The 25,346-nt window shown below is 68.5% G+C and carries 24 protein-coding genes and 1 pseudogene; 14 read left to right on the top strand and 11 right to left on the bottom strand.

Annotated features, from left to right (window positions below):
- Positions 1-6: 6 nt before the first annotated feature.
- Together JWQ81_RS09180 and JWQ81_RS09175 are read left to right on the top strand one after the other, a co-directional pair.
- The gene (locus JWQ81_RS09180) at positions 7-279 is read left to right on the top strand and encodes a DUF6295 family protein (RefSeq protein WP_297539591.1); all 273 of its coding nucleotides are present in this window, start codon (positions 7-9) and stop codon (positions 277-279) included.
- 159 nt (positions 280-438) lie between these two features.
- Positions 439-1,695: a serine hydrolase gene (locus JWQ81_RS09175; RefSeq protein WP_297539589.1), complete on the top strand. Its 1,257-nt coding sequence runs from the start codon at positions 439-441 to the stop codon at positions 1,693-1,695.
- On the opposite strand, the gene JWQ81_RS09170 is transcribed toward JWQ81_RS09175, so the two are convergent.
- Genes JWQ81_RS09170 through JWQ81_RS09160 form a run of 3 tightly spaced genes read right to left on the bottom strand, consistent with a single transcriptional unit; the run spans position 1,692 to position 3,779 of the window.
- Complete coding sequence (locus tag JWQ81_RS09170; RefSeq protein ID WP_297539587.1) at positions 1,692-2,258, bottom strand: dihydrofolate reductase family protein; 567 nt, start codon at positions 2,256-2,258, stop codon at positions 1,692-1,694. The genes JWQ81_RS09175 and JWQ81_RS09170 overlap by 4 nt on opposite strands.
- A complete protein-coding gene (cobF, locus tag JWQ81_RS09165; RefSeq protein ID WP_297539584.1) occupies positions 2,255-3,016 on the bottom strand; it encodes a precorrin-6A synthase (deacetylating) in 762 nt (253 codons plus the stop codon). The genes JWQ81_RS09170 and cobF overlap by 4 nt, the downstream gene beginning before the upstream one ends.
- Before the next feature lie 13 nt (positions 3,017-3,029).
- A complete protein-coding gene (locus tag JWQ81_RS09160; RefSeq protein WP_297539657.1) occupies positions 3,030-3,779 on the bottom strand; it encodes a helical backbone metal receptor in 750 nt (249 codons plus the stop codon).
- A gap of 157 nt (positions 3,780-3,936) precedes the next feature.
- Between JWQ81_RS09160 and JWQ81_RS09155 the strand changes: the two genes are divergently transcribed.
- The 4 genes from JWQ81_RS09155 to JWQ81_RS09140 all read left to right on the top strand — a co-directional run bounded on the left by JWQ81_RS09155 (position 3,937) and on the right by JWQ81_RS09140 (position 8,282).
- On the top strand, positions 3,937-4,260 hold the full coding sequence (locus tag JWQ81_RS09155) for a putative quinol monooxygenase (protein ID WP_297539582.1): 324 nt from the start codon (positions 3,937-3,939) through the stop codon (positions 4,258-4,260).
- 127 nt (positions 4,261-4,387) lie between these two features.
- Positions 4,388-4,786 carry an EF-hand domain-containing protein gene (locus JWQ81_RS09150; RefSeq protein ID WP_297539580.1) on the top strand — a complete coding sequence of 133 codons (399 nt, stop codon included), beginning with the start codon at positions 4,388-4,390 and terminating at the stop codon, positions 4,784-4,786.
- A 55-nt stretch (positions 4,787-4,841) separates the two neighbouring features.
- Positions 4,842-7,418: a tetratricopeptide repeat protein gene (locus JWQ81_RS09145; RefSeq protein WP_297539577.1), complete on the top strand. Its 2,577-nt coding sequence runs from the start codon at positions 4,842-4,844 to the stop codon at positions 7,416-7,418.
- A 57-nt stretch (positions 7,419-7,475) separates the two neighbouring features.
- Positions 7,476-8,282 carry a GNAT family N-acetyltransferase gene (locus JWQ81_RS09140; protein WP_297539575.1) on the top strand — a complete coding sequence of 269 codons (807 nt, stop codon included), beginning with the start codon at positions 7,476-7,478 and terminating at the stop codon, positions 8,280-8,282.
- Positions 8,283-8,351: 69 nt separating this feature from the next.
- On the opposite strand, the gene JWQ81_RS09135 is transcribed toward JWQ81_RS09140, so the two are convergent.
- The gene (locus tag JWQ81_RS09135; protein WP_297539573.1) at positions 8,352-8,723 is read right to left on the bottom strand and encodes a YciI family protein; all 372 of its coding nucleotides are present in this window, start codon (positions 8,721-8,723) and stop codon (positions 8,352-8,354) included.
- Between the two features lie 212 nt (positions 8,724-8,935).
- Between JWQ81_RS09135 and JWQ81_RS09130 the strand changes: the two genes are divergently transcribed.
- Both JWQ81_RS09130 and JWQ81_RS09125 read left to right on the top strand, forming a co-directional pair.
- Positions 8,936-9,226, top strand: coding sequence for a DUF1905 domain-containing protein (locus tag JWQ81_RS09130; RefSeq protein ID WP_297539572.1), 291 nt, complete (start codon positions 8,936-8,938; stop codon positions 9,224-9,226).
- A gap of 26 nt (positions 9,227-9,252) precedes the next feature.
- Positions 9,253-9,411 carry a hypothetical protein gene (locus JWQ81_RS09125; protein WP_297539570.1) on the top strand — a complete coding sequence of 53 codons (159 nt, stop codon included), beginning with the start codon at positions 9,253-9,255 and terminating at the stop codon, positions 9,409-9,411.
- Here JWQ81_RS09125 and JWQ81_RS09120 read toward each other — a convergent pair.
- Positions 9,398-10,588 (bottom strand): citrate synthase, encoded by a 1,191-nt coding sequence (locus JWQ81_RS09120; RefSeq protein WP_297539568.1) that lies wholly within the window; start codon positions 10,586-10,588, stop codon positions 9,398-9,400. The two genes, JWQ81_RS09125 and JWQ81_RS09120, sit on opposite strands and share 14 nt — an antisense overlap.
- A 91-nt stretch (positions 10,589-10,679) precedes the next feature.
- On the opposite strand from JWQ81_RS09120, the gene JWQ81_RS09115 reads away from it, so the two are divergent.
- Both JWQ81_RS09115 and JWQ81_RS09110 read left to right on the top strand, forming a co-directional pair.
- Positions 10,680-11,825 carry a citrate/2-methylcitrate synthase gene (locus JWQ81_RS09115; protein ID WP_297539566.1) on the top strand — a complete coding sequence of 382 codons (1,146 nt, stop codon included), beginning with the start codon at positions 10,680-10,682 and terminating at the stop codon, positions 11,823-11,825.
- A 293-nt stretch (positions 11,826-12,118) separates the two neighbouring features.
- Complete coding sequence (locus JWQ81_RS09110) at positions 12,119-14,944, top strand: AAA family ATPase (RefSeq protein WP_297539564.1); 2,826 nt, start codon at positions 12,119-12,121, stop codon at positions 14,942-14,944.
- Between the two features lie 212 nt (positions 14,945-15,156).
- Here JWQ81_RS09110 and JWQ81_RS09105 read toward each other — a convergent pair whose 3' ends face one another.
- Positions 15,157-15,291, bottom strand: coding sequence for a hypothetical protein (locus tag JWQ81_RS09105; protein WP_297539562.1), 135 nt, complete (start codon positions 15,289-15,291; stop codon positions 15,157-15,159).
- 715 nt (positions 15,292-16,006) lie between these two features.
- Between JWQ81_RS09105 and JWQ81_RS09100 the strand changes: the two genes are divergently transcribed.
- Positions 16,007-16,807: a GNAT family N-acetyltransferase gene (locus JWQ81_RS09100; RefSeq protein WP_297539561.1), complete on the top strand. Its 801-nt coding sequence runs from the start codon at positions 16,007-16,009 to the stop codon at positions 16,805-16,807.
- Positions 16,808-16,854: 47 nt separating this feature from the next.
- Positions 16,855-17,079, top strand: a complete 225-nt coding sequence (infA, locus tag JWQ81_RS09095; protein WP_297539655.1) for a translation initiation factor IF-1 — start codon at positions 16,855-16,857, stop codon at positions 17,077-17,079.
- Positions 17,080-17,081: 2 nt separating this feature from the next.
- On the opposite strand, the gene JWQ81_RS09090 is transcribed toward infA, so the two are convergent.
- Positions 17,082-17,438, bottom strand: a complete 357-nt coding sequence (locus tag JWQ81_RS09090; protein ID WP_297539559.1) for a MerR family transcriptional regulator — start codon at positions 17,436-17,438, stop codon at positions 17,082-17,084.
- Positions 17,439-17,476: 38 nt separating this feature from the next.
- Here JWQ81_RS09090 and JWQ81_RS09085 point away from each other — a divergent pair, with 38 nt between their 5' ends.
- Positions 17,477-18,844, top strand: a complete 1,368-nt coding sequence (locus tag JWQ81_RS09085) for an MFS transporter (protein ID WP_297539557.1) — start codon at positions 17,477-17,479, stop codon at positions 18,842-18,844.
- 113 nt (positions 18,845-18,957) lie between these two features.
- Here JWQ81_RS09085 and def read toward each other — a convergent pair.
- Positions 18,958-19,509 (bottom strand): annotated as a pseudogene (def, locus tag JWQ81_RS09080) (peptide deformylase); the annotation flags it as partial.
- A 122-nt stretch (positions 19,510-19,631) separates the two neighbouring features.
- Here def and JWQ81_RS09075 point away from each other — a divergent pair.
- Positions 19,632-20,531, top strand: coding sequence for a hypothetical protein (locus JWQ81_RS09075; protein ID WP_297539555.1), 900 nt, complete (start codon positions 19,632-19,634; stop codon positions 20,529-20,531).
- 57 nt (positions 20,532-20,588) lie between these two features.
- On the opposite strand, the gene JWQ81_RS09070 is transcribed toward JWQ81_RS09075, so the two are convergent.
- The 3 genes from JWQ81_RS09070 to JWQ81_RS09060 all read right to left on the bottom strand — a co-directional run bounded on the left by JWQ81_RS09070 (position 20,589) and on the right by JWQ81_RS09060 (position 25,344).
- Positions 20,589-22,670 (bottom strand): MFS transporter, encoded by a 2,082-nt coding sequence (locus JWQ81_RS09070; protein ID WP_297539553.1) that lies wholly within the window; start codon positions 22,668-22,670, stop codon positions 20,589-20,591.
- A gap of 139 nt (positions 22,671-22,809) precedes the next feature.
- Positions 22,810-24,018 carry a hypothetical protein gene (locus JWQ81_RS09065; protein WP_297539551.1) on the bottom strand — a complete coding sequence of 403 codons (1,209 nt, stop codon included), beginning with the start codon at positions 24,016-24,018 and terminating at the stop codon, positions 22,810-22,812.
- Positions 24,019-24,309: 291 nt separating this feature from the next.
- Positions 24,310-25,344: an aldo/keto reductase gene (locus JWQ81_RS09060; RefSeq protein WP_297539549.1), complete on the bottom strand. Its 1,035-nt coding sequence runs from the start codon at positions 25,342-25,344 to the stop codon at positions 24,310-24,312.
- Positions 25,345-25,346: the final 2 nt, after the last annotated feature.

Raw genomic sequence — 25,346 nt, 5'->3', positions numbered from 1 at the left:
CGCGAAATGTGCACCTACCTGACCGAGAAGATCGCTATCGAAGGCAGCGGCAAGGGCGCGCAGGGCTGGTTCGGCCTCAGCCATGCGACCGTGTACGTCGACCACCCGGTCCACGCCCGCTTCGCCCATACGGTGAACATCGACTTCATCAACCCGGAGATCGGCCCGTCCGCGCGGGTCGCGGTCGAGCTGACCGAAGAGGACGCTCGCGCGCTCGTCGACGCGATCCAGACCGCGCTCGCCGCGGCGCCCGGCGGTCTGGCCTCACGCAACCAGTAGCTCGACTGACTCGACGGCCCTTTCGGACAGTGCCACCGTCCGAAAGGGCCGTCGTGTGGGCGTTCTCTGTCGCTGGTAGCACTTGGGGCGGTCGTCGCTGGCAGGTTGGAGGCTGAGCTCGGCCAACCCGCTACCACTCGGAGGAACCGGACAGTGCCCGTGACCAAGCGACCCCTGACCAAGCGGCCCCAACTCCTGAAGAAGACTCTGCGGGTGGCATCCGCTGTGGCGATGGCGCCGGTGCTGGCTCTCGGGTCGGCGTCGGTCCCGGCTTCCGCCGCGGCCCAGAGCGGGGCCACGGCACAGCTGACGCAGTTGGCCCGGAATCTGGTGGACGCCGGGGCTCCGGGCGTGATCGTCCGGGTGGACGACGGTCGCGGCCACTCCGTCGAGATCGTCGAGCAGGCTCGCTGGGCCGAGCGGGACCACCCGCTCGAGGCGGGGGACGAGTTCAGGGTGGGGTCCAACACCAAGACCATGATGGCCACGCTCGTGCTGCAGCTGGTCGGCGAAGGCAAGCTGGCCTTGACCGACCCGGTGGAGAAATGGTTGCCGGGTCAGGTTCCGAACGGCGGCGCGATCACGCTGCGGATGCTGCTGAACCACACCAGCGGTTTGTACGACTACACCGGAGATCCCGCCCTGGTGAAGTCGATCGTCGGCAAGGACCAGCGGCACTGGACCTCCGTGGAACTGCTCGCCGTCGGAGTGAAGAACCCGCCCCTGTTCGCGCCGGGCACGAACTGGTCCTACAGCAACACCGACTACGTCGCGATCGGTGCCGTGCTGGAGCGGGTCACCGGCGCGAGTCTCGCCGACCTCATCCGCGAGCGGATTACCCGGCCGCTGAACCTGAAGCACACCTACTTCGCGACGGATTCCAGTTGGCGTGGCCGGTATGCCCATGGTTACGAACTGGATGCCGCCCACATGCCACCGGAAGTGCCCGCGGAGTTCACCGACATTGCCGGGCCGCGCCGCGACGGTCATGTGGACGTCTCCGGAAACGACCCGAGCTGGGGTGGGGCAGCCGGAGCTGTGGTGTCCACCGCGCGGGACTGGTCGCGCTTCTACGCCGCGCTGATGTCCGGCGGGCTGCTGCCCGCCGCGCAGCTGGACCAGATGCTCACCACCGTCCCGGAGAACCAGGAGAACCCGGCGGACGGGCCCGCCTCCGGGCTGGGCATCATGACGGACGCGACGCCCTGCGGCACCATCTGGGCCCACGACGGTGGGATGCCCGGTTACCTCAGCGGCAACCTCACCGAACGCACTGGCACGCGCACCGCGTCGGTCCTCGTCCCGACGGAACTCTTCACCGAGTTCGGCGCCGACCCGAAGCTCGTCGCGGCCGGCAAAGCGCTCAATGCCGCCGTGGTCTGCACGATGCTCGGCAAACCGGCTCAAACTCCCTAGCTGGCGGGGCGTTCGTAGCGGAGGAGAACGACTCCGTTGCCGAAGGCCCGGGTCTCGACGAGCTTGAGCTTGGTCAGGAAATCCGTCTCCTCGAACAGGGGCTTGCCCCGGCCGATGAGGATTGGGTGGACGTAGATGTGGTATTCGTCGATCAGGTCCAGACGCCGGAACTCCGCGGCGAGGTCGGCACCGCCGACGACGAGATCGCCGCCGGGCTCGGCCTTGAGCGCCTCGACCTCCTCGACGACGACAGCCCGTTTGATGGTGGTGTTCCAGTCGGCCCGCTCTACCGTCGTGGAGTACAGGAACTTGGGCATTTCCCGCCAGATACGGGAAAAGTCGGCCACAACGGGGTCTGCGGAGTTGACGGCCTCGTCGGTCGGCCAGTACTCGGCCATGAGTTCGTAGGTGACCCGCCCCTCGAGGAACGCGCCCATGTCCCGGAGCTTGTCGTTGAAGTACCGGTGCAGCTCTTCGTCGACGAAGTGCCAGTCAATCTGACGTTCCGGCCCCTCGATGTAGCCGTCGAGGGAGATCGAAATCGACAGGATGACTTTTCTCATGACCTCGTCCTCCGAAGCAGGTAGGTGTCCATGATCCAGCCTTTCCGGGCTCGGGCTTCCGCCCGCGCGGCCGTGATCTGCTCGGCGACGTCGCGGACACGGCCGGAGATGAGGATTTCGTCGGGGGTGCCGAGATAGGCGCCCCAGTAGATGTCGAGGTCATCGTCGTCGAGTCCGGTGAACGTGCAGTGCGCGTCGAGCATCACGACAACGTCGTCGACGCCGGCCGGGAACCCTTGTGCCAGCTGCCTTCCCGTGGTGATCTGCACGGGCTTGCCGACCTGGTTGAGCCCGATCCGGTGACCTGCCGTCAGCGTCGACACGCTGCTCACCCCGGGGATCACGCTCAGCTCGAACTCCACCGAACGCCGCTCCAGCACGGTGTTCAGCACGCCGATGGTGTTGTCGTAGAGCGTCGGGTCGCCCCAGGCCAGGACGGCGCCGCACTCGCCGTCGGCGACCTCGTCACGGATGAGGGCCTCGTAGACGTCGGCGCGGCGCTGGTGCCAGGTCGCGACCGCGCCGAGGTAGTCGGCAGCCGTCCGGTCTCGCGGCGGGTCCTCGGCCACGGCGACGCGGTAAGTCGGCGCGGTGAGGTAGCGGTCGAGGATGTCGCGTCGCAGGCGGACGAGTTCGTCCTTCGCTTCGCCCTTGTCCAGCAGGAAGAACACGTCGACCTCGTTGAGCCGGTTGACGGCTTGCACGGTTACCTGTTCGGGGTTGCCCGCGCCGATCCCGATGACGAAAATCCTCCGCATGACCGGGAGTCTTTCACGCTTCCGGGACCAGCCCGAGCTGACGGCTCAGCGTGTCCCTGGCGTCCACCAGCGAGGGGCCGTACCAGGTCAGGCTGCGTCCGCTGACCAGTCTTGCCCTGCCGGGGAACTCCTCCGGGCCGTCCTCGGTGGTGAACTCGTACGGCTCGTCAGGCAACACGACGAGGTCGGCGCCGGAGGTTTTGATGTCCTCCAGCGGCATCTGGGGATAACGCCCGTCGTGGTTTGCGTAGACGTTCTCGACGCCGATCCGCCGCAGCAGGTCCGTCGCGAAGTTGTTGCTGCCGACAACCATCCACGGATCCCGCCACACGCAGACGACGGCGCGCGCGACCGGCTCGGGTACTCCGCCGCCGAGCCGTTCGGTGGCCGTGGTCAGCCACGGCGGTACCGGCAGGTCCAGCGCGGCGGTGAACAGCCTGGCCAGCGACCGCAACGCGCTGTCGACGTCTTCGATCACGGTGACCCAGACCGCGATCCCGGCTTTGCGGAGCCGCTGGTGGTCGAGCTCCCGGTTCTCTTCCTTGTTCAGTAGCACCACGTCCGGGGCCAGCTCGACGATGCGCCGGACGTCAGGGTTCTTCGTGCCCCGGACACGTTCGACGTCGAGGTCCGGGGGATGGGTGCACCAGGTGGTGGCGCCGATGAGCAGGTCCGGCGCCGTCGCGGCCACCGCCTCGGTGATCGACGGCACGAGCGAGACCACGCGGCGGACCTTGCGCGGGAGCGTGACCTCGAGCGACATGTCATCCCGCTCGATCCGGACCGTGTCAGCCATGATCCGACCCTAGTTGCTGTGCGCGAACTGGCTGGAATTGAGACAGCCGACCGCGGTGGGCGAGGGCAAACTGGTCCGGCCACCTGTGCCCACTGAAGCCTGTGCCCACTGAAAGGAACGCTCCATGATCTTTATCGCCGTCAAGTTCCCCGTGCTGCCGGACCGGAGCGACGAATGGCTGTCCCTCGTCGCGGACTTCACCACGGCCACCAGGGCGGAGCCGGGCAACATCTTCTTCGAGTGGTCGCGGAGCGTGGAGGACCCCCACGAGTACGTCCTGCTCGAAGCGTTCAAGGACCAGGACGCGGGCGTGGCACACGTCAACTCGGACCACTTCAAGGCCGCGATGGAGTCGATGCCGGTGGCGATCTCGGCCATCCCCAAGATCGTCAACGTCCAGGCCGACGGCGAAGGCTGGGGAGCTATGGCGGAGCTGCAGCCCCGCTGAGCGCTCAGCGCCACGGCAGGTAGTCGATTTCTTCACCTGGTCGGGGCGTCCGTTGACCCGGGTGGCCAATTGTCGGTGCCACCCGGGTCGGTCAGTCTTGGTCCTCCTCGGACGAAGGGACGAACCGATGGCCAGCGAATTCCCAAGACGTAAGATCGCCGGGATCTTCACCCCCATGGACGCCGACGACAACGGGTACCTCGACGAGGTCCTGCTGGTGGTGGACCGGCTGGGTGCGATGACCGAGTCGGTGGTCGGCACCGCCGAAGCGATGTTCGAAGCCGTCGACGAAGATGCCGACGGCAAGATCTCCTCGGCCGAGTACCGCCAGCTCGTCGAGGCCTGGACCGGCCGTGACACCGAGACCGACGAGGTCTTCGGACTGCTCGACGTCAATGGCGACAGACACCTCTCCCGCGAAGAGTTCAGCGAGCTGTGGACGGAGTTCTGGGCTGGCGACAATCCGCAGGCCCCGGGCTCTTGGGTGTTCGGCAGGTTCGAGCTGCCGACGACCGCGCACAGCTGATCCCTGACGGTATGGTCGGACCCAGATGGAAGGGGCGCGGCGAGGAGACGAGCAGGTGGGTGACCGGTTCTGGGTCTGCGTCCTGGGGCCGCTCCGGGCGTGGCGCGGGCAGGTCGAGCTCGACCTCGGGCCGCCGCGGCTGCGTGCCGCTCTGGTCACGGTGCTCCTGGCCGGCGGAACCCCGGTATCACTCGACGAGCTGGTCTGTGCGGCGTGGGACGACGCCCCGCCGGTATCCGCGGCCGAGCAGCTTGAGACCTACTTCGTCCGGTTGAGCGGGTTTTTCGCGATTTCGACGCCGGGCGACGGCTATTCGCTGCGGCTGCCCGCGGACCAGTTCGACCTCGCGGCGTTCCAGATCGCGCTCGAACGTGCTGAAACCGCTCGCGCGGCCGGCGACTTGGTGGCCGAAGCCGCGCATCTGGGCGAAGGCTTGGCGTTGTGGCGGGGTACCGCACTGGCCGGGGTGCCCGGTCTCGCCGCGGAGACCCGGCGAGCCGCGCTCGGTGAGCTGCGCTTGGCCGCCGTCGAAGCACAACATGTCAACGATGTCGCGCTGAGTAAGACCGACCAGTCCCCGGTGCCTGCCGACCCCGGGGATTCGGCGGTTTCCGACGTCCCGGCGCGGTTGCCGGCGGACTTGCCGACGTTCGTCGGCCGCGGCGGCGAACTGGCCCGCGCCGCGGCGTTCCTGCCACCCGGCGCCGAGGGGCCGGAAACCGTGCTCATCGCCACGATCGCCGGCATGGCCGGGATCGGCAAGACCACCTTGGCCGTGCACTGGGCCCATCGGGTGGCCGGCCGGTTCCCCGGCGGGCAGGTGTACGTCGACCTGCGGGGGTTCGACCGGGCGGGTTCGGCGATGGAACCGGCGGAGGCGATCCGCACGGTCCTGGCCGCGCTCGACGTCCCGAGCTCGGCGATCCCGCCCGGCCTCGACGCGTCGGCCGCCTACTACCGCAGCCTGCTTGCCCACCGCCGGGTGCTGATCCTGCTGGACAACGTCCGCAACGCCGACCAGGTTCGGCCGCTGCTGCCGGGTACACCGGGCTGCTTGGTGATCATCACCAGCCGGAACCGCCTGCCCAGCCTGGTGGCGCGTGAGGGCGCCAGGCCACTGTCGCTGGACCTGCTGTCCACCGACGAGGCGCACGACTTCCTCGGCCGACGACTCGGGGCGGGCCGGCTCGCCGCCGAGCCGCGCGTCGCTCGCGAGATCGTCGGCCACTGCGCGGGACTGCCGCTTGCCCTCGCGATCGTCTCGGCGCGGGCCGCGGGCCGCCCGGAGGTGCCGCTCGCCGCGTTCGCCACCGAATTGAACGACAGCCGGGGCAGTCTCGACGCCTTCGCCGGAGACGACACGGCGATCGACACGCGGACGGTCTTCTCCTGGTCGTACCGTGCGCTCGGCGAGGACGCGGCACGGTTGTTCCGGCTGCTGTCCCTGCATCCGGGGCCGGATCTGGTCACCGCCGCGGCGGCCAGCCTCGCCGCGATGCCCCTGCGGCAGGTCCAACGCGCACTTGCCGAACTGGCTCGCGCGCATCTCGTCACCGAGCGAAGTCCGGGCCGCTTTTCCTGCCACGAACTGCTTCGCTTCTATGCCACCGAACTGGCCCGGGAGACCGACCCGCCGGTAGTGCAGAACGAGGCTCTGCACCGGCTGGTCGACCACTACCTGCACACCGCGTACACCGCGACGGCCCTGTTGTATCCGCGGGAGGACCGGATCGAGCTGGAGCCGGTCGTCGCCGGTGTGCTGCCCGGCCGGTTCCTCGACGGCGAAGCGGCGTTGGCTTGGCTCGGCCGCGAATGCCCCGTGCTGAACACGTTGATCACGCAAGCCTTCACCGCCGGATTCCCCGTCCACACCTGGAAACTCGCTTGGGCCGTCTGCGATTTCCTCCAGCGGCAAGGACAATGGAACGAGCAGGTCACCACCCAGCTGACGGCGTTGGCCGCGGCTCGCGAGCTGGACGACCCGAACGGCCAGGCCCACTCCCATCGCGGGCTGGGCAACGCCTACGGCAGGTTGGGCCAGTTCGCACTGGCCGTGTCGCATCTGGAACAGTCGCGCGAGCTGTTCGCCGGTCTCGGCGACGCCGCCGCGGAAGCCCGCTCTTGCCGCGGGATCGCGTTCGTCGACGGTCAGCAGAGCGACTTCGAGCACGCGCTGGAGCTGTGCGAGCTCGCCCTCGACCTCTACGGGCAGGCGGGTCACCGGGTGGGGGAGGCCATCGCGTTCAACGACGCGGGCTGGTGCCACGCCATGCTCGGGCACTACCGGGAGGCGCTCCGGTACTGCGAGCAAGCCGGCGCGCTGTTCGAAGACCTCGGACACCACGACGGCCGCGCGAACAACTGGGACAGCCTCGGCTACATCCATCACCACCTCGGCGACCACGACCGCGCCGTCCGCTGTTACCGGCAGGCCATCGACACCTTCCGCGAGTTGGGCGACCGGTACAACGAAGCCGACACCTTGACGCACCTGGGTGACACTTTCGAGGCCACTGGCGACTTCGACCAGGCTCGCGCCGCGTGGGGAGCCGCGCTCACGATCTACGACGAGTTCGGGCAGCCGGCCGCGGAGAAGCTGCGCGCCAAGCTCGAGACCCTGGGCGTCGTGTGACCAGCACGCCGCGGAAATTCGGCGGTGATCGCCGTCGCGTTGTGCCAGACTCGGCCGGTGCATGACGCTGACCAGGGGCAGCTCGCCTCCCTTCTGTCTGCTTACGACAACCAGGTGCGCGCGGCGGAGGCGCTGAGCCGATCGCCGGGGACGTCCGCGGAACCCGACGGGCCGATCGTCCGAATCGTCGGCCGCGATCAGGGTTTTGTCAGTGCCGCCGTCGATCTCGCGCTCGACGGGGACGAACTGGACGCGCTGATCGTCCGCCAGCGGGACTTTTTCCGGGCCAGGGGCGAAAGCGTCGAGTGGAAGACACGCGGGCACGATCTGCCTGCCGGTCTTCCGGAGCGGCTGATCGCGGCAGGATTTGTCCCGGAGGAACGCGAGACCGTGCTCATCGGCTCGGCCGCGGACATGGCCGCCGAACTTGAACCCGACCTGTCCGGCGACATCGTCATCCGGCCGGTGGTCGAGGACGCCGACCTGCGCCGGATCGCCGACCTGGAGTCGGAGATCTGGGGACAGGACCTGAGCGGCCTCGGTGCGGACCTGATCGCGCTGGTCGGCGGCGGCAACGCGGTGGTGTTCGTCGCCGAGGCCGACGGCCGGATCGTGTCCGCGGCTTGGGTGGTATTCCTGCCGGACACCGAGTTCGCCGGGATGTGGGGCGGCTCGACGCTGGCCGCCTGGCGCGGTCGCGGGATCTACCGGGCACTCGTTTCACGGCGTGCCAGGCTGGCCGTCGAACGCGGTGTCCGCTACCTCCAGGTCGACGCGTCCGACGACAGCCGGCCGATCCTGGAGCGCTTGGGTTTCGTGGCGGTCACCACCACGACGCCGTACGTCTGGAAGCCCGACGCTTGAACCGCGGCGGTCGTGGGCTGGTCCGCCCGCCATGGCGGGCGGACCAGCCCTCAGCCGGCCAGGGCCAGGTCAGGCCTGCGGCGGCAGTTCGTCGAACTCGACGACTTGGCGCACCTCGACCTCGACCTCGTCGAACAGTTCCGCGTACCGCTGGGCGAACGTGACGGCGTCGGCCCGGTCCTTCGCGTTGATCAACGCGAAACCGCCGATGACCTCCTTGGCCTCGGTGAACGGACCGTCTGTCGCGGTGGGGGCCGCGACGCCCCGGGTTTTACGGACCAGCGCGCCCTTCTCCGACGGGTGGACGCCCTCGGCCGTGATCAGGTAACCCTGCTCCGCCGAGTCCTGGATGAACGCGCCCATCTTCGCCATGAACTCCTGGCTGGGGTTCCATGCCTCCGGGGCGCTCTCGTCCAGCCGGTGCATCATCAGAAACCGCATGGTGACTCCTTGGTGTCTCAGGCTGGGGTCCGGTCTGATTCGGACTCCAGGGCCAGCCTTCACCACCGCGTCGAACGGCGGCACGCGTTTTCGACATGTCACCCAGAAGTTTTTTCAGCCGGTTGGTCGTGGCGACTCCCGAAGGTCCGATCAGGCCCCGCCTGGCATGCTTTTGTGCAGGTCGTGCCCCGCGACCACCCCCAGGAGGCCGTATGGAGTTCGAGTTCACCGGCGAGATCTGGCACTGGCGCGGTCCGTCGCCCTACCACTTCCTCACGGTCCCCGACGAAAGATCCGCGGAGATCCACGCGGTGGCCGCGAGCATCACCTACGGCTGGGGCATGGTCCCTGTGCGGGTGAGGCTCGGCGATACCAACTGGAAGACGTCGCTGTTCCCCAAGGACGGCGGGTACATGCTGCCCGTCAAGGATGCCGTCCGGCGAGCCGAGGCAGTCGAGCTCGGCGCCGTCGTCTCCGTACAGGTCACCGTCCTGGGCCTCTGACCGCAGACGGTGGCGGGCTCAGGCGCGTGGCTGAAAAGGAGTTGCCGCGTGTCGGCGCGACAATGATCGGCAACAACCGAGGTCGGATCAACGGCTGGACCAGCCAGGAGCGAGTCTTCGGTCTGTGCGTCGACGTTGAGGGCGTTGCTCGTAAGAAAGTCGACGGCAAGCTCATCCCACGGTGAACGGAGCCGTGCCGGTGTAGACGCCGAGTGGGCGGAAGCGCAGGCTGGGTTCGGTGTATTCCTCGAGCGCGTGGGCGATCCAGCCGATCGTGCGGGCGAATTCGAAGATGGCTTCGCCGGCGTCGGGGCGCATGTCGTAGGCGTGCATCAAGGCGGCCAGGGCCAGGTCGACATTCGGGAAGAGTCCCGATCGGCCGGCCAGTTCCGCGGATACGAGGTCCACTGTGGCCATCACGTCGGTGCCCTTCAGGAGGCTCAGCAGCAGCTGGGCTCGGGGGTCCGCGTCCTGGTAAACGGTGTGGCCGTAGCCAGGTATCGGATTGCCGGCGCGCAGTCGCTCGGACAAGGCTCCGAGGGGGTCTTGTCGGGCTTCGGCGAGGAATCGGTACGCCAGGGTGCTCGCGGTGCCGTGGTAATGGCCGTCCGCAGCGCCGAGCCCGGCGGACACCACGGCGTAGACGTGGGCACGCGCGCTCGCCGCGACCCGTGCGGCCACAGTGGACACTGCGAGCCCGTGGTCGGCGAGTAGGACGAGCACGGTGTTGAGCAGCTCTGCTTGCCTTGGTGCGGTGGACAATCCGGGCCAGAGTCGTTCGGCCAACGTCGTTCCTGGATCCACTGTGGACGAAAGCGCCTCGGCAAGGGTGGCGAGCATGGCTTCGGCGGCTCGGATGATCGAGGCCGGGCTGAGGTCCGCACGCAGTGGATCCGCGGCGCCCAGTACCGCGACGGCGACCCGGATCCGATCGGTGAGCCGAGCGGTCGGGGGCAGGGCCGCGAGCGAAGCGCGGACGAGGGCGACCCGCTCGTCCGATGCGGCAAACGCCGGCCGGTCCGACAGTTCGCCGGTCCACAGCAGGTGGGCGACCGACTCGACCGAGTGCGTGGCGGCGAGGTCGACCACCCGACGTCCGCGGTAGTAGAGCTCGTCGTTCTCCAGCAGCGTCAGTTCCGTCCGGATCCGTTCGACGGCACCGGACGGTCGATGGTCGGCGTGGGCGCGCTCGACGAGGCGGTCGACGTCGTCCTGCGCGAACAGGCTCCCTCTCCGTCCCTGGGCCCGGACACTCGTCAGCATGCCGCGGCTGACGTAGGCGTAGACGGTCTCCGGCTTGACGTCGAGACGGCGGGCCACCTCGGCCGTGGTCAGGTAACGCGGGTCACTCGGTTCGGTCATGACCTGGTCTTTCGGTGCGCATATTGATCCCGTCAACATTGACAATACTTGATTGCCGGATCAACAGTGAACCGGGACGAAGGAGGAAGTCATGCCGATCACCGTTGATGGGCCCGTCGAGGTACCCCCAGGTCTGCGCAACGTCGTGGTGACCACGACCGAGCTCGGGGACGTGCGCGGCCGCGAGGGCTTCTATCACTACCGGCAGTACCCGGCGATCGAGCTGGCCCGGACGAAGACGCTGGAAGACGTCTGGTTCCTCTTCCTCGAAGGCCGGCTGCCCGACGAGGCCGAGCGCACGCGGTTCGCCGCCGAGCTGGCTCCGCTGCGGGTCATGCCGGACGAACTGCGGGACGTGCTGCCTGCGATCGCGCGGGCCGGCGCCCGGTTCGCCCCGCTGCCCGGGCTGCGCACAGCGCTGTCGCTGATCGCGGCGGTCCGCGGACTGCCGCCGCTGTGGGACGCCGATCCCGCGCGTCGCAAGGCCGACGCGATGCTGGTGTGCGCCGTGACGCCGACGATCCTGGCCGCGCTGTACCGGCTCCGTGCGGGTGATGCGGTGCTCGAACCGCGCGAGGACCTCTCCGCCGCGGCCAACTGGTTGTATCTGGTCACCGGGGAGAAGCCGACGTCCGCCACCGTCGCCGCGCTCGAGCCCTATCTGATCGCGACGATCGACCACGGGTTCAACGCCTCGACGTTCACCGCCCGGGTGGTCGCTTCCACCGGCGCCGACGTGGTGTCCGCGATCTCCGCCGCGATCGGTGCGTTCTCCGGTCCGCTGCACGGCGGTGCGCCGGACCGGGCGCTGGCCGCGCTGGACGAGATCGGCAGTCCCGACCGGATCGACGACTGGGTCCGCGCGAAGATCACCTCGGGTGACCGGATCATGGGCTTCGGACACGCGGTGTATCGCACCGAAGACCCGCGTTCGGTGCTGCTCAGGGACATCGCGGTCGGGCTGGGCGGCGAGCTGGGCGAGTTCGCCACGACCGTCGAGCGCCGCGTCGTCGACCTGCTGGCCGAGCTCAAACCCGGCCGCGAGCTCTACGCCAACGTCGAGTTCTACGCCGGGGTGGTGATGGAACTGTGCGGCCTTCCCCGCTCGATGTTCACCCCGACGTTCGCCGTGAGCCGGGTGATCGGCTGGAGCGCCAACATCCTGGAACAGGCGGCCGACTCGAAGATGATCCGGCCCGCCGCGCGCTACGTCGGCCCGCCACCGCAGGTTCGCTGAGGCTTGGGGGACCCTCCGTACAATTGCGAAAGGTCCCCTGAGTCAATTGTCGGCAAGCGCCGGTTGAATTTCGGGCAAATCTGCTGCCCGTTCATCCCTTCCGTTGAAGGACACCAGGTTCCGTACCGGGTACAACGATGACGGGTAGGTTAAATGCCGCGTCGGATTGCGTATGTCCCGGTCGGAAAATACCCTTCTGGCCAAGACTTCTGACACGATCGTGGTCTCTGCCCGCGAGCGTCAGCTCACGGATGGTCAGGTCCACCGGCTGGTCGTAACGGAAGGGGGCACAGGTGGCGGGGCTGAAGGAGACGGAGCGAGCGTCCGCGCTGGTCGGAAGAGGCAAGGAGTTGGCCGCCTTCGCCGAGCACCTGCGGCTGGCCAGGGACGGGTTCGGGCACGCGCTCGTCGTCACCGGGCCGGCCGGGATCGGCAAGACCAGCCTGCTGGCCGCCGCGCTGGCTCAGAAGGTCGATCCCGATGTCACCGTCCTCAAGACTTCAGGCCTCCTGAAGACCACCCACGCGGCGTTCAGCGCCGTCCGCGGGCTGTTCGAACCGTTCGGGTTCACCGCGGACGTGGATTCCCCGCTGCTCGCCGGAAGCGCCAGGCTCGCGCTGCCGGCCTTGCTGCCCAGCGACTGGACCTCCGAAGTCGTGGAGCAGTCGGCGACCGGTGCTTACGCTGTGCTGCACGGGTTGTACTGGCTCGCCGTGACGCTGACCGCCGACGGCCCGCTCGTCCTCGCCGTGGACGATGCCGACCTTTGCGACGAGAGTTCCCTGCGCTGGCTGTCCTTCCTGCTGCGACGCGCCGAGAACCTTCCGGTGCTGGTCGTCCTCGCTCGGCGCGGCGACGTCCCGGGGCCGGCGGACGGAGTCCTCGGCGAGGTCGCGGCGATGCGGACCAGCGCCGTCCTGCCGGTCGGCAGGCTGTCCGTCGACGCGGTCGGCGAGCTGATCGCCGCACGGTTGCCCGGGAGGTCGGACGAGGCTTTCGTTCGCGGATGCGCGGAGGAGACCGGCGGGAACCCGTTGCTGCTGGTCCGGCGGCTGGGCGAACTTCGTCGTGGTGGCGTGGATGGTCGGCCGGCGGCGCCGGCCGACGTGGTGGGTTCGGCGCTGGATCGTCTCCCGTCCGAGGCTCGAGCGGTGGCGGTCGCCGTCGCCGTGCTCGGCGGCGAGGACCTCTCCGTAGTGGCGGCCCTGTCCAGGCTATCCGAACCCGAGGCGTCCACTGCTGTGGAAACATTGCGTGCCAACGATGTCCTGCTGCCGCGTGGCCTCGAATTCACCCACGACCTGAACCGCACCGAGATGCTGGTCGGGACGTCGGCCACTGAGCTGGTCGAGCTGCGCGCGCGGGCCGCGGTGCTGCTGAACGACGCCGGCCGGTCGGTCGAGGACGTCGCCGGGCAACTGGTCATGCTGCCGCGAGTAACCGACTCGTGGATGGTGACGACGCTGTGCGAAGCGGCGAAAAGCGCCGAGAACCGCGGATCGCCCGGTGTGGCCGCACGGTATCTCCAGCGGGCGCTGATCTACGACACCAAAGACGCCGGCGTACTGGTGCGCCTGGCCAGTGCGCTCGGACAGGTCGAACCGCTCGTGACGGTCAGGCTGCTGGAACGTGCTCTCGATCTCGTCGACGATCCACGGGCGCGCGCGCCGATCGCCGTCGCGCTGGGAATGGCCTCACTCGCTGTGCAAGCGTCCCCCGAGGCCAGTGGTGTGCTGCGGGAGGTCTTCGACGCGCTCGAAGCCGAGCTCGGTGCTCAGCCGAGTGCCGCTGATGCGGCCCTCCTCACCCTCGTCGAGTCGATGCTGGTGATCACCGGCCTCGACGAGAAGGCCACAGTGGGTCGGACGATGGCCTGGGTCGCCGAGCGACCTGCTCCCGAAGGCAATGGGCCGGGGGAGCGGCAGTTGCTCGCGATGCATGCCGCGGCTGTCGCGCTGGCGGGCGACTCCGCGGCCACGGCGATGGAGTACGGGCGACGGGCGTTGCGGACCGACGACGTGTCGCTCGGCGGCTGGGCGGTGCTCGGGGCGAGCCTCGCTCTCCAGTTGGCCGACGACGTGGAGCCGGCGCAGAATGCGCTTTCGCTGCTGGTCGACCATTCGCAGTCCCGCGGGGAGCTGTGGACGTACTGCCTCGGGCTGACCACCCGGGCGCTGTACCGGCTCCAAAACGGAAACCTGGCCGACGCGGCTGCCGACGCGCAGGTCTCCTACGACGTCGTCCGCGAAGAACTTTGGGGCGCCGGCATGGTGACCCCGCAGATCGTCCTGGCCCATGTCCTGGTGCAGCAGAGGGATCCCGTGCGCGCGGAGGAGCTGCTGGAGGGGATAACCCGGCCGCGGTTCGACCAGTTCAGCCTGGAGTACCACTGGTTCCTGATGGCGAGGGCCAGGGCGCGTGAAGCCCTCGGCGACCTCGAAGGCGCCTTGTCGTATCTCCTCGCCTGCGGCGACAGCCTCCTCGAAGCGCACATCGGCAACCCGGTGCTGGCGCCGTGGTGGCTCGACGGCGCGCATGCGCTGGCGACGCTGGGCCGGCGGACCGAGGCCAGGGATCTTGCCGAGCGAGGCGCGGAACAGGCCGAACGCTGGGGCACTCCCAGTGCCCGCGGCATGGGCCTGCTCGCGCGGGGCGCGGTGATCGAAGGCGACGTCGGGATAGACCTCCTCTCGGAGGCAGCTGACGTGTTGTCCCGTTCCGTCGCGCCACTTGAGTATGCGAAGGCGGAGTACCTGCTCGGGACTCGTTTGCTCGAGCGGGACGATCGAAAGGGCGCACGGGACCGTCTTCGGCGGTCGATCGATCAGAGCGTGCTCGCCGGGGACCGACTGCAGCTGGCGCCGGCCACGGCCGCCCTGGTCAAGGCCGGTGGCCGACTGCGCACCGGCGTCTCCTCCGCCACCGACATGCTTACCGGCAGCGAACGCCGGGTCGCCGTCATGGCCGCCGACGGCGCCACCAACCGCGCGATCGCGGAGCAGCTGTTCGTCACCGTCCGCACCGTGGAAACGCATCTGACCAGCGCATACCGAAAGCTCGACATCTCCGGCCGGGCGGAGCTCGCGGCCGCGTTGGGGCCGAAGCGGACACGTTCGTGATGTGATGCGTCTGCCATCAAGCGGACTACGCCGGCATGGCCAGGCTGCTGGTGTGTGGAGGTCTTGGTGGTGGGCAGTGTTCCGGATCGGTTTCTGTTCGGGGTCCAGCCACTTCGGTGGGATGAACTCGGCGAAGCCGAGCCGTATTCGTACTGTCCACTGTGTATGGTGAATTTCGTTGTGATGCCTGGTGCATAAGAGAACCAGTTTGTTCATATCCGTGAGTCCGTCGTCGGACCATAGGATGATGTGTCGGCGATCGCGTCGCCCTGGCGTTGCTCGGTGGTGCGCGAGTCCGGCTGTCCGTCGGCGTCGGCGGGATCCGGTTTGGCCAGCGGTACCAGCATTTCTTCAAGGATCCGGTGCGGCCAGAGCGACCTTCTCCGGCACGCCCCATCTCTGGGCGGCTCGTCGCCGCGTTCGTACCTGCGCACCAGTCCGCGGCCGGAAGTTCGGTGCCCGATTGAAACCGCACGTTGCGAAGCCCTCGTACCGCAGTCCCGCGCCGAGCACCGCACCCACCGCGGTCCACCCGGAGTCGTTTCGCCGCCGCGGCGCGGCAAAGTCATGTCCCGCGAACACCATCGGCCGACGACACGACGTGCACCGATGCTCCGCCCCGTCCCAGGCGTACTTGTGGCTCCTGCGACACGGCACACACACGTAGTGGACCTTGTAGATGGTCTCGGCATACCGGCACATGCGGGTTAGTGTTTCTGGTCGTTGGGGGTGAGCCAGCCGGCCACGGCCTCATTATGACGGCGTAGTTGTGCTGGTCCGTCAGCAGTGCGACCTCGACCTGGCTCATCCGACCATCTTGGTCAACTGGTCTGTCCCGAGTCCACTGGGTTCCTCGGCAGCCGCCGATCCGGCCGGCCGGAAAATGGTTGGCCGTGGCGGCGTTCGGGTTGATAGCGTGCACGCGACCGTGACATCGCATCAGGAGGTGAGACCCATGAACGCAGTATCCACGTGGGTGCTCCCCTCGTCTTCACGGTCGGGCGATTGACGTAGGTGTCGCCGGGAGCGCCTCGACAAGGCACTTCCGAAAGGCGAAAACCTATGAACTCTCTGCATTTCACTTCGGGCACGGGCGAGCACGCGGTAGTGATCACGCGGGTCGCCGAGCGGTTATGGCACGCGCTGGAGGACGACCGGGTGGTCGGCCGCGGCTATGCGTCGCCCAGGCCCGACGGGCGGATCTTCCTCGGCATCGACGCGTGGCAGGGCGCGGCATTCGACCGGCTCGCCGAGGTGATGCTGGCGGACCTGCCGACCCCGCTGTACACGGTGGTCGACGAGACCGATCTCGACTTGACGTCCCATTGGGAGCGTGCGGGCTTCACGACCCGGCGTCGCGAATGGGAGTACCTCGTACCCACCGACCCCCGGGTGACGGGCCTCGGCTCTGTGCTCCCGCCATCGGGCGTGACGATCGTGGCCGCCGGCGAGGCGGAAGAAGAACCTCTGCGGAAGGTGGATCGCGCGATTCGTGACGAGGTCGAGGCCACCGTCGGATGGCAGGCAATGCCGGCCGAGGTGTTGGTCCGCCCGGACGCGACTACCCTGCTGGACCCGGCGAAGTACACCGTCGCAGCAGAGTCCGACGCGTACGTGGGACTGATCCGGGTGGTGCAGGTGACTCGGCAGCCGCGGATCGGGCTGATCGCGGTACGGGCAGGCAGACACCGCCGCGGTATCGCTCGGGCGCTGTTGGCTCATGTGCTGGGCTCGCTGCACCGCTCCGGGATCGAAACGGCGTCGGCCGAAGTGAACGAATCCAACGAGGCGGCCCTGGCGCTGTTCGAGGGCGTCGGCGCCAGGCGAGCGAGCAGCAATCTCGAGTTGGTGCGCCGCGGATGACTCACCCCATACCGACCCACGACCACGGACCGGAGAAGCGCAAGAATATGGCGGGAACATCAGGGGGCATCGAGGTCGAGGGCACCGTCGTCGAGTGTCTGCGCAACGCGACCTTCAGGGTCGAGCTGCCGAACGGGCACAAGGTGCTCGCCCACATCAGCGGGAAGATACGCAAGACCTACATCAAGATCCTGCCGTTTGACCGGGTGCTCCTGGAGCTGAGCCCGTATGACCTCACCCGCGGCCGGATTCTCTACCGCTACCGGACGTAGCGCTAACCCCGGACGGTGTCGAGGTAACCGTTGATGGCATCCCGGTTCCTGGTCAGGCAGCTGATGCGCGCGTCCATCTGGTCGCGTTCGCGTTCCAGGTTGACGATCAGGTCCGGGGTGGCATCGGTGACGTGGATGGTGCACGGGTCATCGAGGCAGGGCAGGATCTGCTTGATGATCTTGGTCGGCACGCCCGCGTCGAGCAGGCCGCGGATCTGAGTGACCCGGTCGACGAGCGGCTCGGCGTAATCGCGATAGCCGTTCGACGACCGGTCGGGCGTGAGCAGCTCCTGTTCCTCGTAGTACCGCAGCAGACGGGTGGGTACGCCCGTGCGCTCGGCCAGTTGCCCGATCCGCATAGCGACCTCCGTTTCGGCTTTCCTTCACACTAGTGTGAATGTTCGAGCATGCGGACATGACCTTGCGGACTTCGACGGCGACGGCGACCTTGGCCGTGCTGTCGGTCGCCCAGTTCCTGATCGCCCTCGACTACTCGATCATCTACATCGCGCTACCGAGTATCGCCGCCGACCTGCGCCTGATGCCGGAGCTGGCGCAGTGGGTGATCAGCGCGTACGCCGTGTTGTTCGCGGGCTTCCTGGTCGTCGGCGGGCGGCTGGCGGACCGGCTCGGCGCGCGGCGGCTGTTCATCGTCGCGATCCTGCTGTTCGGGGCTGCCAGCGCGGCGGGTGGCGCGGCAGGCGACGGAACGTTGCTGCTCGCCGCGCGCGGAGCGCAGGGGCTCGGTGCCGCGCTGCTGCAACCGGCCGTGCTCGGGCTCATTCAAGCGACGTTCCCGGCGGGACCGGAACGCGGCAAGGCACTGGCGGTTTGGGGTTCGGTCGGCGCGTCGGGGCTCGCCGCGGGTGCCGTGCTCGGCGGCCTGCTCACGACGGCGTCGTGGCGGTTGACGTTCTACGTCAATGTCCCGCTGACCCTCCTCTGCGCACTCGGGGCGGCCGTCTGGATCCGCGCGGTGAAGGCTGACACGCTGCCCACCGGTGTTCCGTTGCTCGCGTCGGGGCTCGGCACGGGCACGGTGCTCGCACTGGTTCTCGGTCTCACGTTCGGTTCCGCGCGAGGCTGGGATTCCGCGCCGGCGTTGGTCTGCCTCGGGCTCGCGTCGGCGGGGTTCCTGGCCTTCGTCCGCAACGAGAAGGCGTCTCAGGCTGTTCTGATCGAGCCCATCCTGCGACGCATCTCGTCATTGCGGGTCGGTGCGGCGGCCACGGCGTTGTACATGGCCAGTGTCGGGTCCGAGTTCTACCTGCTCACCCTGCTCCTGCAGTCGATGAAGGCTTACACGCCGTTGGAGGCAGGTATAGCGTTCCTGCCGCTGGCTTTGATGGTGACTGTCGGCAGCACGACGGCCGGTCGTGCGGTTCGGCGCTTTGACCCGGCCACCGTGCTGGCTACCGGATTCGCCCTGGCTATCCTCGGTCTACTGTGGATTTCGCTTACTCTGCACGGGGATTCCTACGTCGTCGCGCTGCTGCCCGGCTTGGTCCTCAGTGGATTCGGACACGGGGCCATCTACACGTCGATGTTCATCATCGGCACCCACGACGTGCCGGCCGCCAACCAGGGCACGGCGGGCGCGCTGCTGACGACGTCGCAGTACCTGGCCGGCGCCGTCACCGTCGCCGTCCTGACGCTCGCGCTCGGCACCTCGCCGGACTACGGCAGCTTCCGGACCGCGTTTCTGCTCACGACCGCCGCGGCGGCGGGCGGACTGGGAGTGGCCCTGTTCCGGCGTAGGGGTTGACGGCTGTTGAGCCCCTACGTTCGCGGCGGCCGGACCGGTTCCGTGGCGACCGGGCCGCGTTGGCGTCCGCCGGGGATGACGACGTCGCGGCCGACCGGACGCGGGGTGTCTTCCGGGGGTTCGGGCAGCCAGCTGTGGCCCGGGACGCCCCAGCCGTGCGCGCCGATCATCACCTTGGCCTCGTCGACCTGTTCGCCGATCAGCCGGTCGAGGTAGAGCCGGCCGTCGAGGTGGTCGGTTTCGTGCTGGAAGCACCGCGCGAGTGTGCCGTCGCCGTGCACCTCGATCTCCCGGCCGTCGACGTCGAAGCCGGTGACGCTGGCGAAGGCGGCTCGCCGGGTCGGGTAGGACTCGCCGGGGACCGACAGGCACCCTTCCTTGTCGGTGTCCGGGTCCGGCAGGGTCTCGGGCAGCGCCGACTTGGTCAGCCGCGGGTTGACGACCAGGCCGACGTGCCAGTTGTCCTCGGCGTCGGGGCAGTCGTAGACGAACACGCACAGGCCGACGCCGATCTGGTTCGCGGCCAAGCCGACCCCGCCGGACGCGTACATCGTTTCGAACATGTCGTCGGCGAGCGTCTTCAGGTCGGCGTCGAACGCGACGACCTCGCTGGTCGGTGTGTGCAGCACCGGGTCACCGGCGATGCGGATCGGTTGAATGGTCACGGTTCGTTTCTACCCGTCGCCGCGCGGAAGGGTTCTGCCACCCACCCGTACGTAAATCTGCGTAGGGCGAGAGCCGCTCCACAACGGACGCGCGATCGACGTGCGCGTTCCAGACTGTTGGCATGACAACGAAGACGCGCCCGGTGGGCAGTGCGCTGGGGAGGATCTACGGTGACGCGAGACGTGTCGAGCGGATCGCTTACGTCATCGGCGCCGTGCTGTTCGTCAGCGGCCTTGTCCATGTTGGCGTGCTGCTCGTGTCCGGCCGGTCGTGGGTAGGGCCGGTGTCGCTGCGCAAAGCGGCGACGTTCGGGCTGTCGTTCGGGCTGACGCTCGCGACGGTGTCGTGGGTGACGTCGTTCGTCGCTATGCGGCCGCGGGCGCGGAATCTCCTGCTCGGCGTGTTCTCCGCCGCGTGCGTGGTGGAAACCGTGCTGGTCACCCTGCAGGCGTGGCGCGGGGTGCCTTCGCATTTCAACTTCGAGACGAGCTTCGACAACACGGTGTCGATGCTGCTCGCCGCAGGTGGCGGGGTGATCATCGTGACCGTGCTGGGGTTCACCGGAGCCGCGCTGTCCGGGGCGAGCGCGCTCTCGCCGAGCATGCGGCTGGCGGTTCGGTTCGGGTTCTTCGTCTTGCTGGTAGCGCTCGCGACCGGCGCGGTCATGATCGCGCGCGGCGTCGTCGAAGCCAGAGGCGGCGACGCGCAGCTCGCCTACACCACCGCCGGTGCGCTCAAACCCCTGCACGCGGTGGCGATGCACGCGATCCTGGTGCTGCCCGGGCTCGCCTGGTTGCTGCGCTTCACCGACTGGAGTGAGCAGCGCCGGACACGGCTGGTGTGGGTCGCGATCGCCGCCGACACGGTGTTGACGGCGATCGTCGGCGCCGAGTCACTCGACGACGTCTCGCCGTTGGCGGCGCCGGTGTTCGCCACCATCCCGTCCGCGCTCGCGTTGGCCGTGCTCGTCGCGACCGGAGTCGCCGCAGTGCGTGGCGTACTGCGGAACTCGGCCGCGTGAGCGTGGGACTCGCGAGTCCGGAATGGGGGACTCGCGAGTCCGAACGGGGGACTCGCGTCAGGTGTTGAACCTGGCGAGTTCCGCCGCGACCATCGCTTCGTGCTCGTCCTGGTGCTTCTTGGCCTTGCGGGGGCTCCAGAAGCCGACCATCAGGAAGATGAATGGGATGAACACGACCTCGCCGCCGACGGCGATCCAGAAGTAGGTCTGCCACTGCTTCGGCGAATCATGCGCGGCCGCCAGCACGCCAGGAGCGTTGGCCTGCAAGAACTTCAGCGCGTCCTGGACCTTCGGGTCCTGCAATGCCGGGCCGTTCGTGGCCAGGTAGGCGAAGTCGGCCGCCGGGACCGCGCCGAGTGCGGTCAGGTCGGCCGCGGCCTTCTGGACGGGCGGTGCCGCGGTGTTGAGATAGATCAGGTCCGCGGTCGGGACCTGCGCCAGCGCCTGCAGTTTCGCGATGGCGTCGGCCGGGGCCAGGTGGCGGCCCGAGGCGATTTCGCCGACCGCCTTCGCCTGGCTCGCCGGGTCGGCCGGGTTTGCAAGCAGCGCGAGGCGGGTCGATTGGTCGATCGCCGCTGCGGTGGTCAGCTGGTCGACGTACTGCGCGCCAAGCGCGCGGACCTTCGCGACGTCCGCGACGCTCGATCCGGAGATCTGGCTGATCGCGTCGGCCTGGGTGGCCGGGTCGGTGGGGTTGGCGGTGAGCGCGGTCAGGGTGGCGGGCTTCAGTTTCGCGGCCGTGGCCAGCTGTGGCTGGTACTGCGCGGCCAGCGACTGCGTCTTCGTCGCGATGGTCGGGTCGGCGGCCACGGCCTTGACGGTCGCGTTCTCCGCCGCGGTGAGTGACGGATCGGCGCCGGCGACCATCTCCTGCACGGTCGGTCCGGTGTCGACGAGGGTGGTGACGGTATTGACCACAAACGGCACGAAGAACACCGCGACGGCGATGACGATCCGGATCACCAAGCCCCACACGGCGAGCCCGGTCGCGGCGAGCGCCGGATTACGCCGTTCGGCGGTCTCGGTGAAGCTCGCCATCCACGGTGCGTAAGCGACGCCGAGGAACGCGCTGAGCAGGATCAGCAGGATCACGAACGTCGAATAGCTGGTGTCGGGCTGGGTCGCCTTCGTCGCGAAGATGACCGTGAACACGATCGCGCCGATCGCGCCGACCAGCATGAACGGCTTGCGCACCCGGACGAGGTCGGAGACGAACCCGGTGATCAGCAGCGCCAGCGCGTTGAAGGCCCAGAACCAGTTGCCGAGCCCGTTCGCCTTGGACTGGCTGTAGCCGAACACGGTCTGGAAGAACACGGGGAAGAAGCCGACCGCGAGGTAGTAGATGATCAGGAACACGCTGATCGCGAAGGCGGAACCGACGATGTCGGGCTTGAGCATCTGCCGGAACGGCTTGCGCAGGCTGGCTTCGATATCGATGCCCTTGGCCTTCGCCTCGATCAGCGCTCGGTCGCGGGTGCTGACCATCAGCTGGTCGCGCAGGCCCGGGGTGAGCTCCCGCAGCCCGACCGCGGCGATCACGAAGATGACCAGCCCGACGATCCCGCACACCATGAACTGGTCCTGCCACGGGCGGCTGTCGCTGCTGGTGCTGACGACGACGCTGACGACCAGGCTGCCGAGCACCGGTCCGAGGGTCCAGAACCCCATCGCCGACGCGCGGCCCAGCTGCGGGCTGAAGTCGCGGATCAACGCCGGGGTGGCGACCAGGATGACGCCCTCGACGAAGGCCACCGCGATGAAGGCGATCGCGAAGGTCACCTTGCTGTGGGCGTTGGGGATGGCGAACAGGCACAGCAGGCCGGTCAGCAGCAGGCCGATCGTGACGATGTTGGCGCGGCCGTAGCGGTCGGCGAACCCGGCCGCGAACGATGCGACGGCACCCAGCACATACCCGATCACGCTGATGTTGACGTAGTAGGCGAACGACATGTGGAACTCGGCGATGATCCGCGTCGCGACCGCCCCGGCCAGGTAGAACTGGTAGTAGAGGACGATCGTGGCGAGTACGACGATGGTCAGGTTGACCACGCGCGGCCCCGCCGCCGGGTAGTGCTCGAGCTCTCGGTTCCAGAGCCGGTTGGTCGGAGATCCGGTAGGTGCTGTCGCGGTGCCAGCCATGCGTGTCCGTTCCGAAGCATGTGATCTCGTTCACAGCGTGGACGACGTTCATACCCCGGCCGGACGACCGGATCAAGGGGACATACGGCCGTTCGGCCCGAAACTGGCTGACCTGTCGATCATTCGTTATCTAGGATGCTCAACCCGCCGCCGCGGAGCTCCCCGCGGTGGCCGGAGCGGACGAATCGGACGCCGGGGCCGTCGTGCTCGTGGTCGTCGGTGTCGGTGTCGTCGGCGGGGGAGGCGGGGTGGTCGACGTCGTGCTCGGCGGCGGATCACTCGGGGGAGTCGTCGGCGGCGTCGTGGTCGGCGGCGTGGTGGGTGGCGTCGTCGGAGGAGTCGTCGTCGGAGGAGTCGTCGGCGAGGTGGGGCTCGTCGTCGGCGGCGTCGAGCCGCTGGTCGGCGGCACCGAGGGCGACGACGTCGGGGGCACGTAGGTCGCCGGCGGGGTCGTGGTGGGCGGCGGCGGGGCCGCGGGCAGCTGCGGAGCCGGGGGAGGAGGCGTGATCGCGGCGAGTGGGTCGGGGGCGCCGATCGGCACCGGGCTGTCGGGCAGCGTGGCCGCGCCGCCGCGGTAGGCCTGCGCCCAGGTCAGCACGGTGTCCACGTAGGTCGAAGAGTGGTTGTAGCGGAACACGGACGCGGCCTGCTGGATCGGGTCGCTCAGGTCGGTGCCGGCCGCGCACAGGTACTCACCGGCGCCTAGCGTGGCGTCGAAGAGGTTGTTCGGGTTGGTGACCCCGTCGCCGTTGCCGTCCGCCTCGTAGCCCAGCCAGGTCGACGGGAGGAACTGCATCGGGCCGACCGCGCGGTCCCAGGTGGTGTTGCCGTCCCAGTGGCCGTGGTCGCTGTCCGGGATCGCCGCGAAGCCGCCCGTGCCGTCGAGCACGGGGCCGAGGATGGGCTCGACGCTGTCGCCGTTGGGCTTGACATAGCCGCCGCGGGCGTGGTTCGACTCGATCCGGCCGATACTCGCGATCAACTCCCAGTCGACGTGGCAGCCCGGGTCCTGCGTGGCGAGGACGTCGGCGGCGTGCTTGTACGCCTGCAGCGCGGTGCCGGGGATCCCGAGCGGGCCAGATGGCGCCGCCGAACCGGACCCCCGGGGGATGTTCGGCGCGCCGGGGGCGGCGAGTGGCGGCGGGATCGTCGGCTGCGGAAGGCTGCCGTCCACGGCTATTTGGGGGAGTTCGGCGGCGTCCGGCTGGACGTGCACCGGACGGGCGGGCGGCTGAGCCGCGATCGTCTCCGTCGGGGCGAACGGCCCACTCGCGGTGAAACCCGGTACCACGAGCAACGCACTGCCCGCGAGGGCAGCCATCGCGCGGCGCTGCAGCCTCTTCCCCATGCGCACTCCCGTTTCCGTCGATCCCCGATGATCGCGCCGGGCTGTGGTGGCAGCCTTTGCCAGCGGTGCGGTTTTGGCCCGACTGCGCCAAAATGCTACCTGGTCGCTAAAAATTGTGAAGGGCTTAGCCGAAATACCTTGCGCGGCAGGGAACTTTAGTAGTGTCTTGACAGCGCCACTTCACAAAGTTGTCACATCGCGTGTGTTCGACCGTGGTGCGACACGCACTCGGACGGCGATCTCGGTCCGATTACGTCCGCGAATTCGCCGGCGTAATCGGACCGGCGCCGATCAGGCCGTACGGCGGCGGCGCAGGAACGGATTGCTGAGCGGCGGCGGCACATAGCCCCGATCGGCGGTGGACACGGTGACGCCCGGCGGGACGATTTCGTCGATGCGGTCCAGGATGTCGGCGGACAGGGTGACGTCGGCCGCGCCCAGCTGGGACTTGAGGTGCTCCATCGTGCGCGGTCCGATGATCGGGCTGGTCACGCCCGGGTGCTGCAGGACGAACGCCAGCGCCAGGTGGACCAGGGAGAGCCCGGCTTCCTCGGCGAGCACAGCCAGTGCTTCGGCGGCGTCGAGCTTCTCCCGGTTGCCGGGCATGGACAGGTCGTAGCGGGCGGGCATCCGCGCGGTGCGGCCTGACGTGGGGAGGTCCTGCCCCTGGCGGTACCGGCCGCTCAGCCACCCGCCCCCGAGCGGGCCCCAGGGGAGCACGCCCATGCCGTAGCTTTCGGTGACCGGCAGCAGGTCGGCTTCGATGCCGCGAGTGAGGATGGAATACGGCGGCTGTTCGGTGACGAATCGGGAGAGGCCGTGCTTTTCGGCCACCCACTGGGCCTCGACAACCTGATAGGCCGGGAATGTCGAGGAGCCGAACGCGCGGATCTTGCCCTGGTGCTGAAGGTCGGTCAGGGCCGAGAGGGTTTCTTCGATGTCGGTGGCGGGGTCGGGTCGGTGGACCTGGTAGAGGTCGATCCAGTCCGTGTCGAGGCGCTTCAAGCTGCTTTCGACCTCCCGGACGATCCAGCGGCGTGAGTTGCCGCGCTTGTTCGGGTTCTCGTCCATCGGGAAGTGGAACTTGGTGGCAAGGATGATGTCCTCGCGGCGCCCGCCGGCCAGTGCCTTGCCGACGATGGTCTCCGATTCGCCGCCCGAGTAGGCGTCCGCGGTGTCGATGAAGTTGATCCCCGCGTCCAGTGCGTGGTGGATGATCCCGATCGAAACTTCGTGGTCGGGTTCCCCCCAGGAACCGAACATCATCGCTCCCAGGCAGAGCGGACTGACCTGCATTCCAGTGCGTCCAAGGCTGCGGTATTCCATGA

The sequence above is a fragment of the Amycolatopsis sp. genome (assembly GCF_025464955.1).
Taxonomy (GTDB): domain Bacteria; phylum Actinomycetota; class Actinomycetes; order Mycobacteriales; family Pseudonocardiaceae; genus Amycolatopsis.
The sequence above is the reverse complement of the archived record's forward strand: the minus strand, read 5'-3'. Positions and strand labels throughout refer to the sequence as shown.

Coding starts and splice junctions, on each gene's coding strand:
- JWQ81_RS09180 (WP_297539591.1), top strand. CDS start 7: ATGTGCACCTACCTGACCGAGAAGATCGCTATCGAAGGCAGCGGCAAG.
- JWQ81_RS09170 (WP_297539587.1), bottom strand. CDS start 2,258: ATGAGAAAAGTCATCCTGTCGATTTCGATCTCCCTCGACGGCTACATC.
- cobF (WP_297539584.1), bottom strand. CDS start 3,016: ATGCGGAGGATTTTCGTCATCGGGATCGGCGCGGGCAACCCCGAACAG.
- JWQ81_RS09160 (WP_297539657.1), bottom strand. CDS start 3,779: ATGTCGCTCGAGGTCACGCTCCCGCGCAAGGTCCGCCGCGTGGTCTCG.
- JWQ81_RS09155 (WP_297539582.1), top strand. CDS start 3,937: ATGATCTTTATCGCCGTCAAGTTCCCCGTGCTGCCGGACCGGAGCGAC.
- JWQ81_RS09150 (WP_297539580.1), top strand. CDS start 4,388: ATGGCCAGCGAATTCCCAAGACGTAAGATCGCCGGGATCTTCACCCCC.
- JWQ81_RS09135 (WP_297539573.1), bottom strand. CDS start 8,723: ATGCGGTTTCTGATGATGCACCGGCTGGACGAGAGCGCCCCGGAGGCA.
- JWQ81_RS09130 (WP_297539572.1), top strand. CDS start 8,936: ATGGAGTTCGAGTTCACCGGCGAGATCTGGCACTGGCGCGGTCCGTCG.
- JWQ81_RS09120 (WP_297539568.1), bottom strand. CDS start 10,588: ATGACCGAACCGAGTGACCCGCGTTACCTGACCACGGCCGAGGTGGCC.
- JWQ81_RS09115 (WP_297539566.1), top strand. CDS start 10,680: ATGCCGATCACCGTTGATGGGCCCGTCGAGGTACCCCCAGGTCTGCGC.
- JWQ81_RS09105 (WP_297539562.1), bottom strand. CDS start 15,291: ATGCTGGTACCGCTGGCCAAACCGGATCCCGCCGACGCCGACGGACAG.
- JWQ81_RS09100 (WP_297539561.1), top strand. CDS start 16,007: ATGAACTCTCTGCATTTCACTTCGGGCACGGGCGAGCACGCGGTAGTG.
- infA (WP_297539655.1), top strand. CDS start 16,855: ATGGCGGGAACATCAGGGGGCATCGAGGTCGAGGGCACCGTCGTCGAG.
- JWQ81_RS09090 (WP_297539559.1), bottom strand. CDS start 17,438: ATGCGGATCGGGCAACTGGCCGAGCGCACGGGCGTACCCACCCGTCTG.
- JWQ81_RS09085 (WP_297539557.1), top strand. CDS start 17,477: ATGTTCGAGCATGCGGACATGACCTTGCGGACTTCGACGGCGACGGCG.
- JWQ81_RS09075 (WP_297539555.1), top strand. CDS start 19,632: ATGACAACGAAGACGCGCCCGGTGGGCAGTGCGCTGGGGAGGATCTAC.
- JWQ81_RS09070 (WP_297539553.1), bottom strand. CDS start 22,670: ATGGCTGGCACCGCGACAGCACCTACCGGATCTCCGACCAACCGGCTC.
- JWQ81_RS09065 (WP_297539551.1), bottom strand. CDS start 24,018: ATGGGGAAGAGGCTGCAGCGCCGCGCGATGGCTGCCCTCGCGGGCAGT.
- JWQ81_RS09060 (WP_297539549.1), bottom strand. CDS start 25,344: ATGGAATACCGCAGCCTTGGACGCACTGGAATGCAGGTCAGTCCGCTC.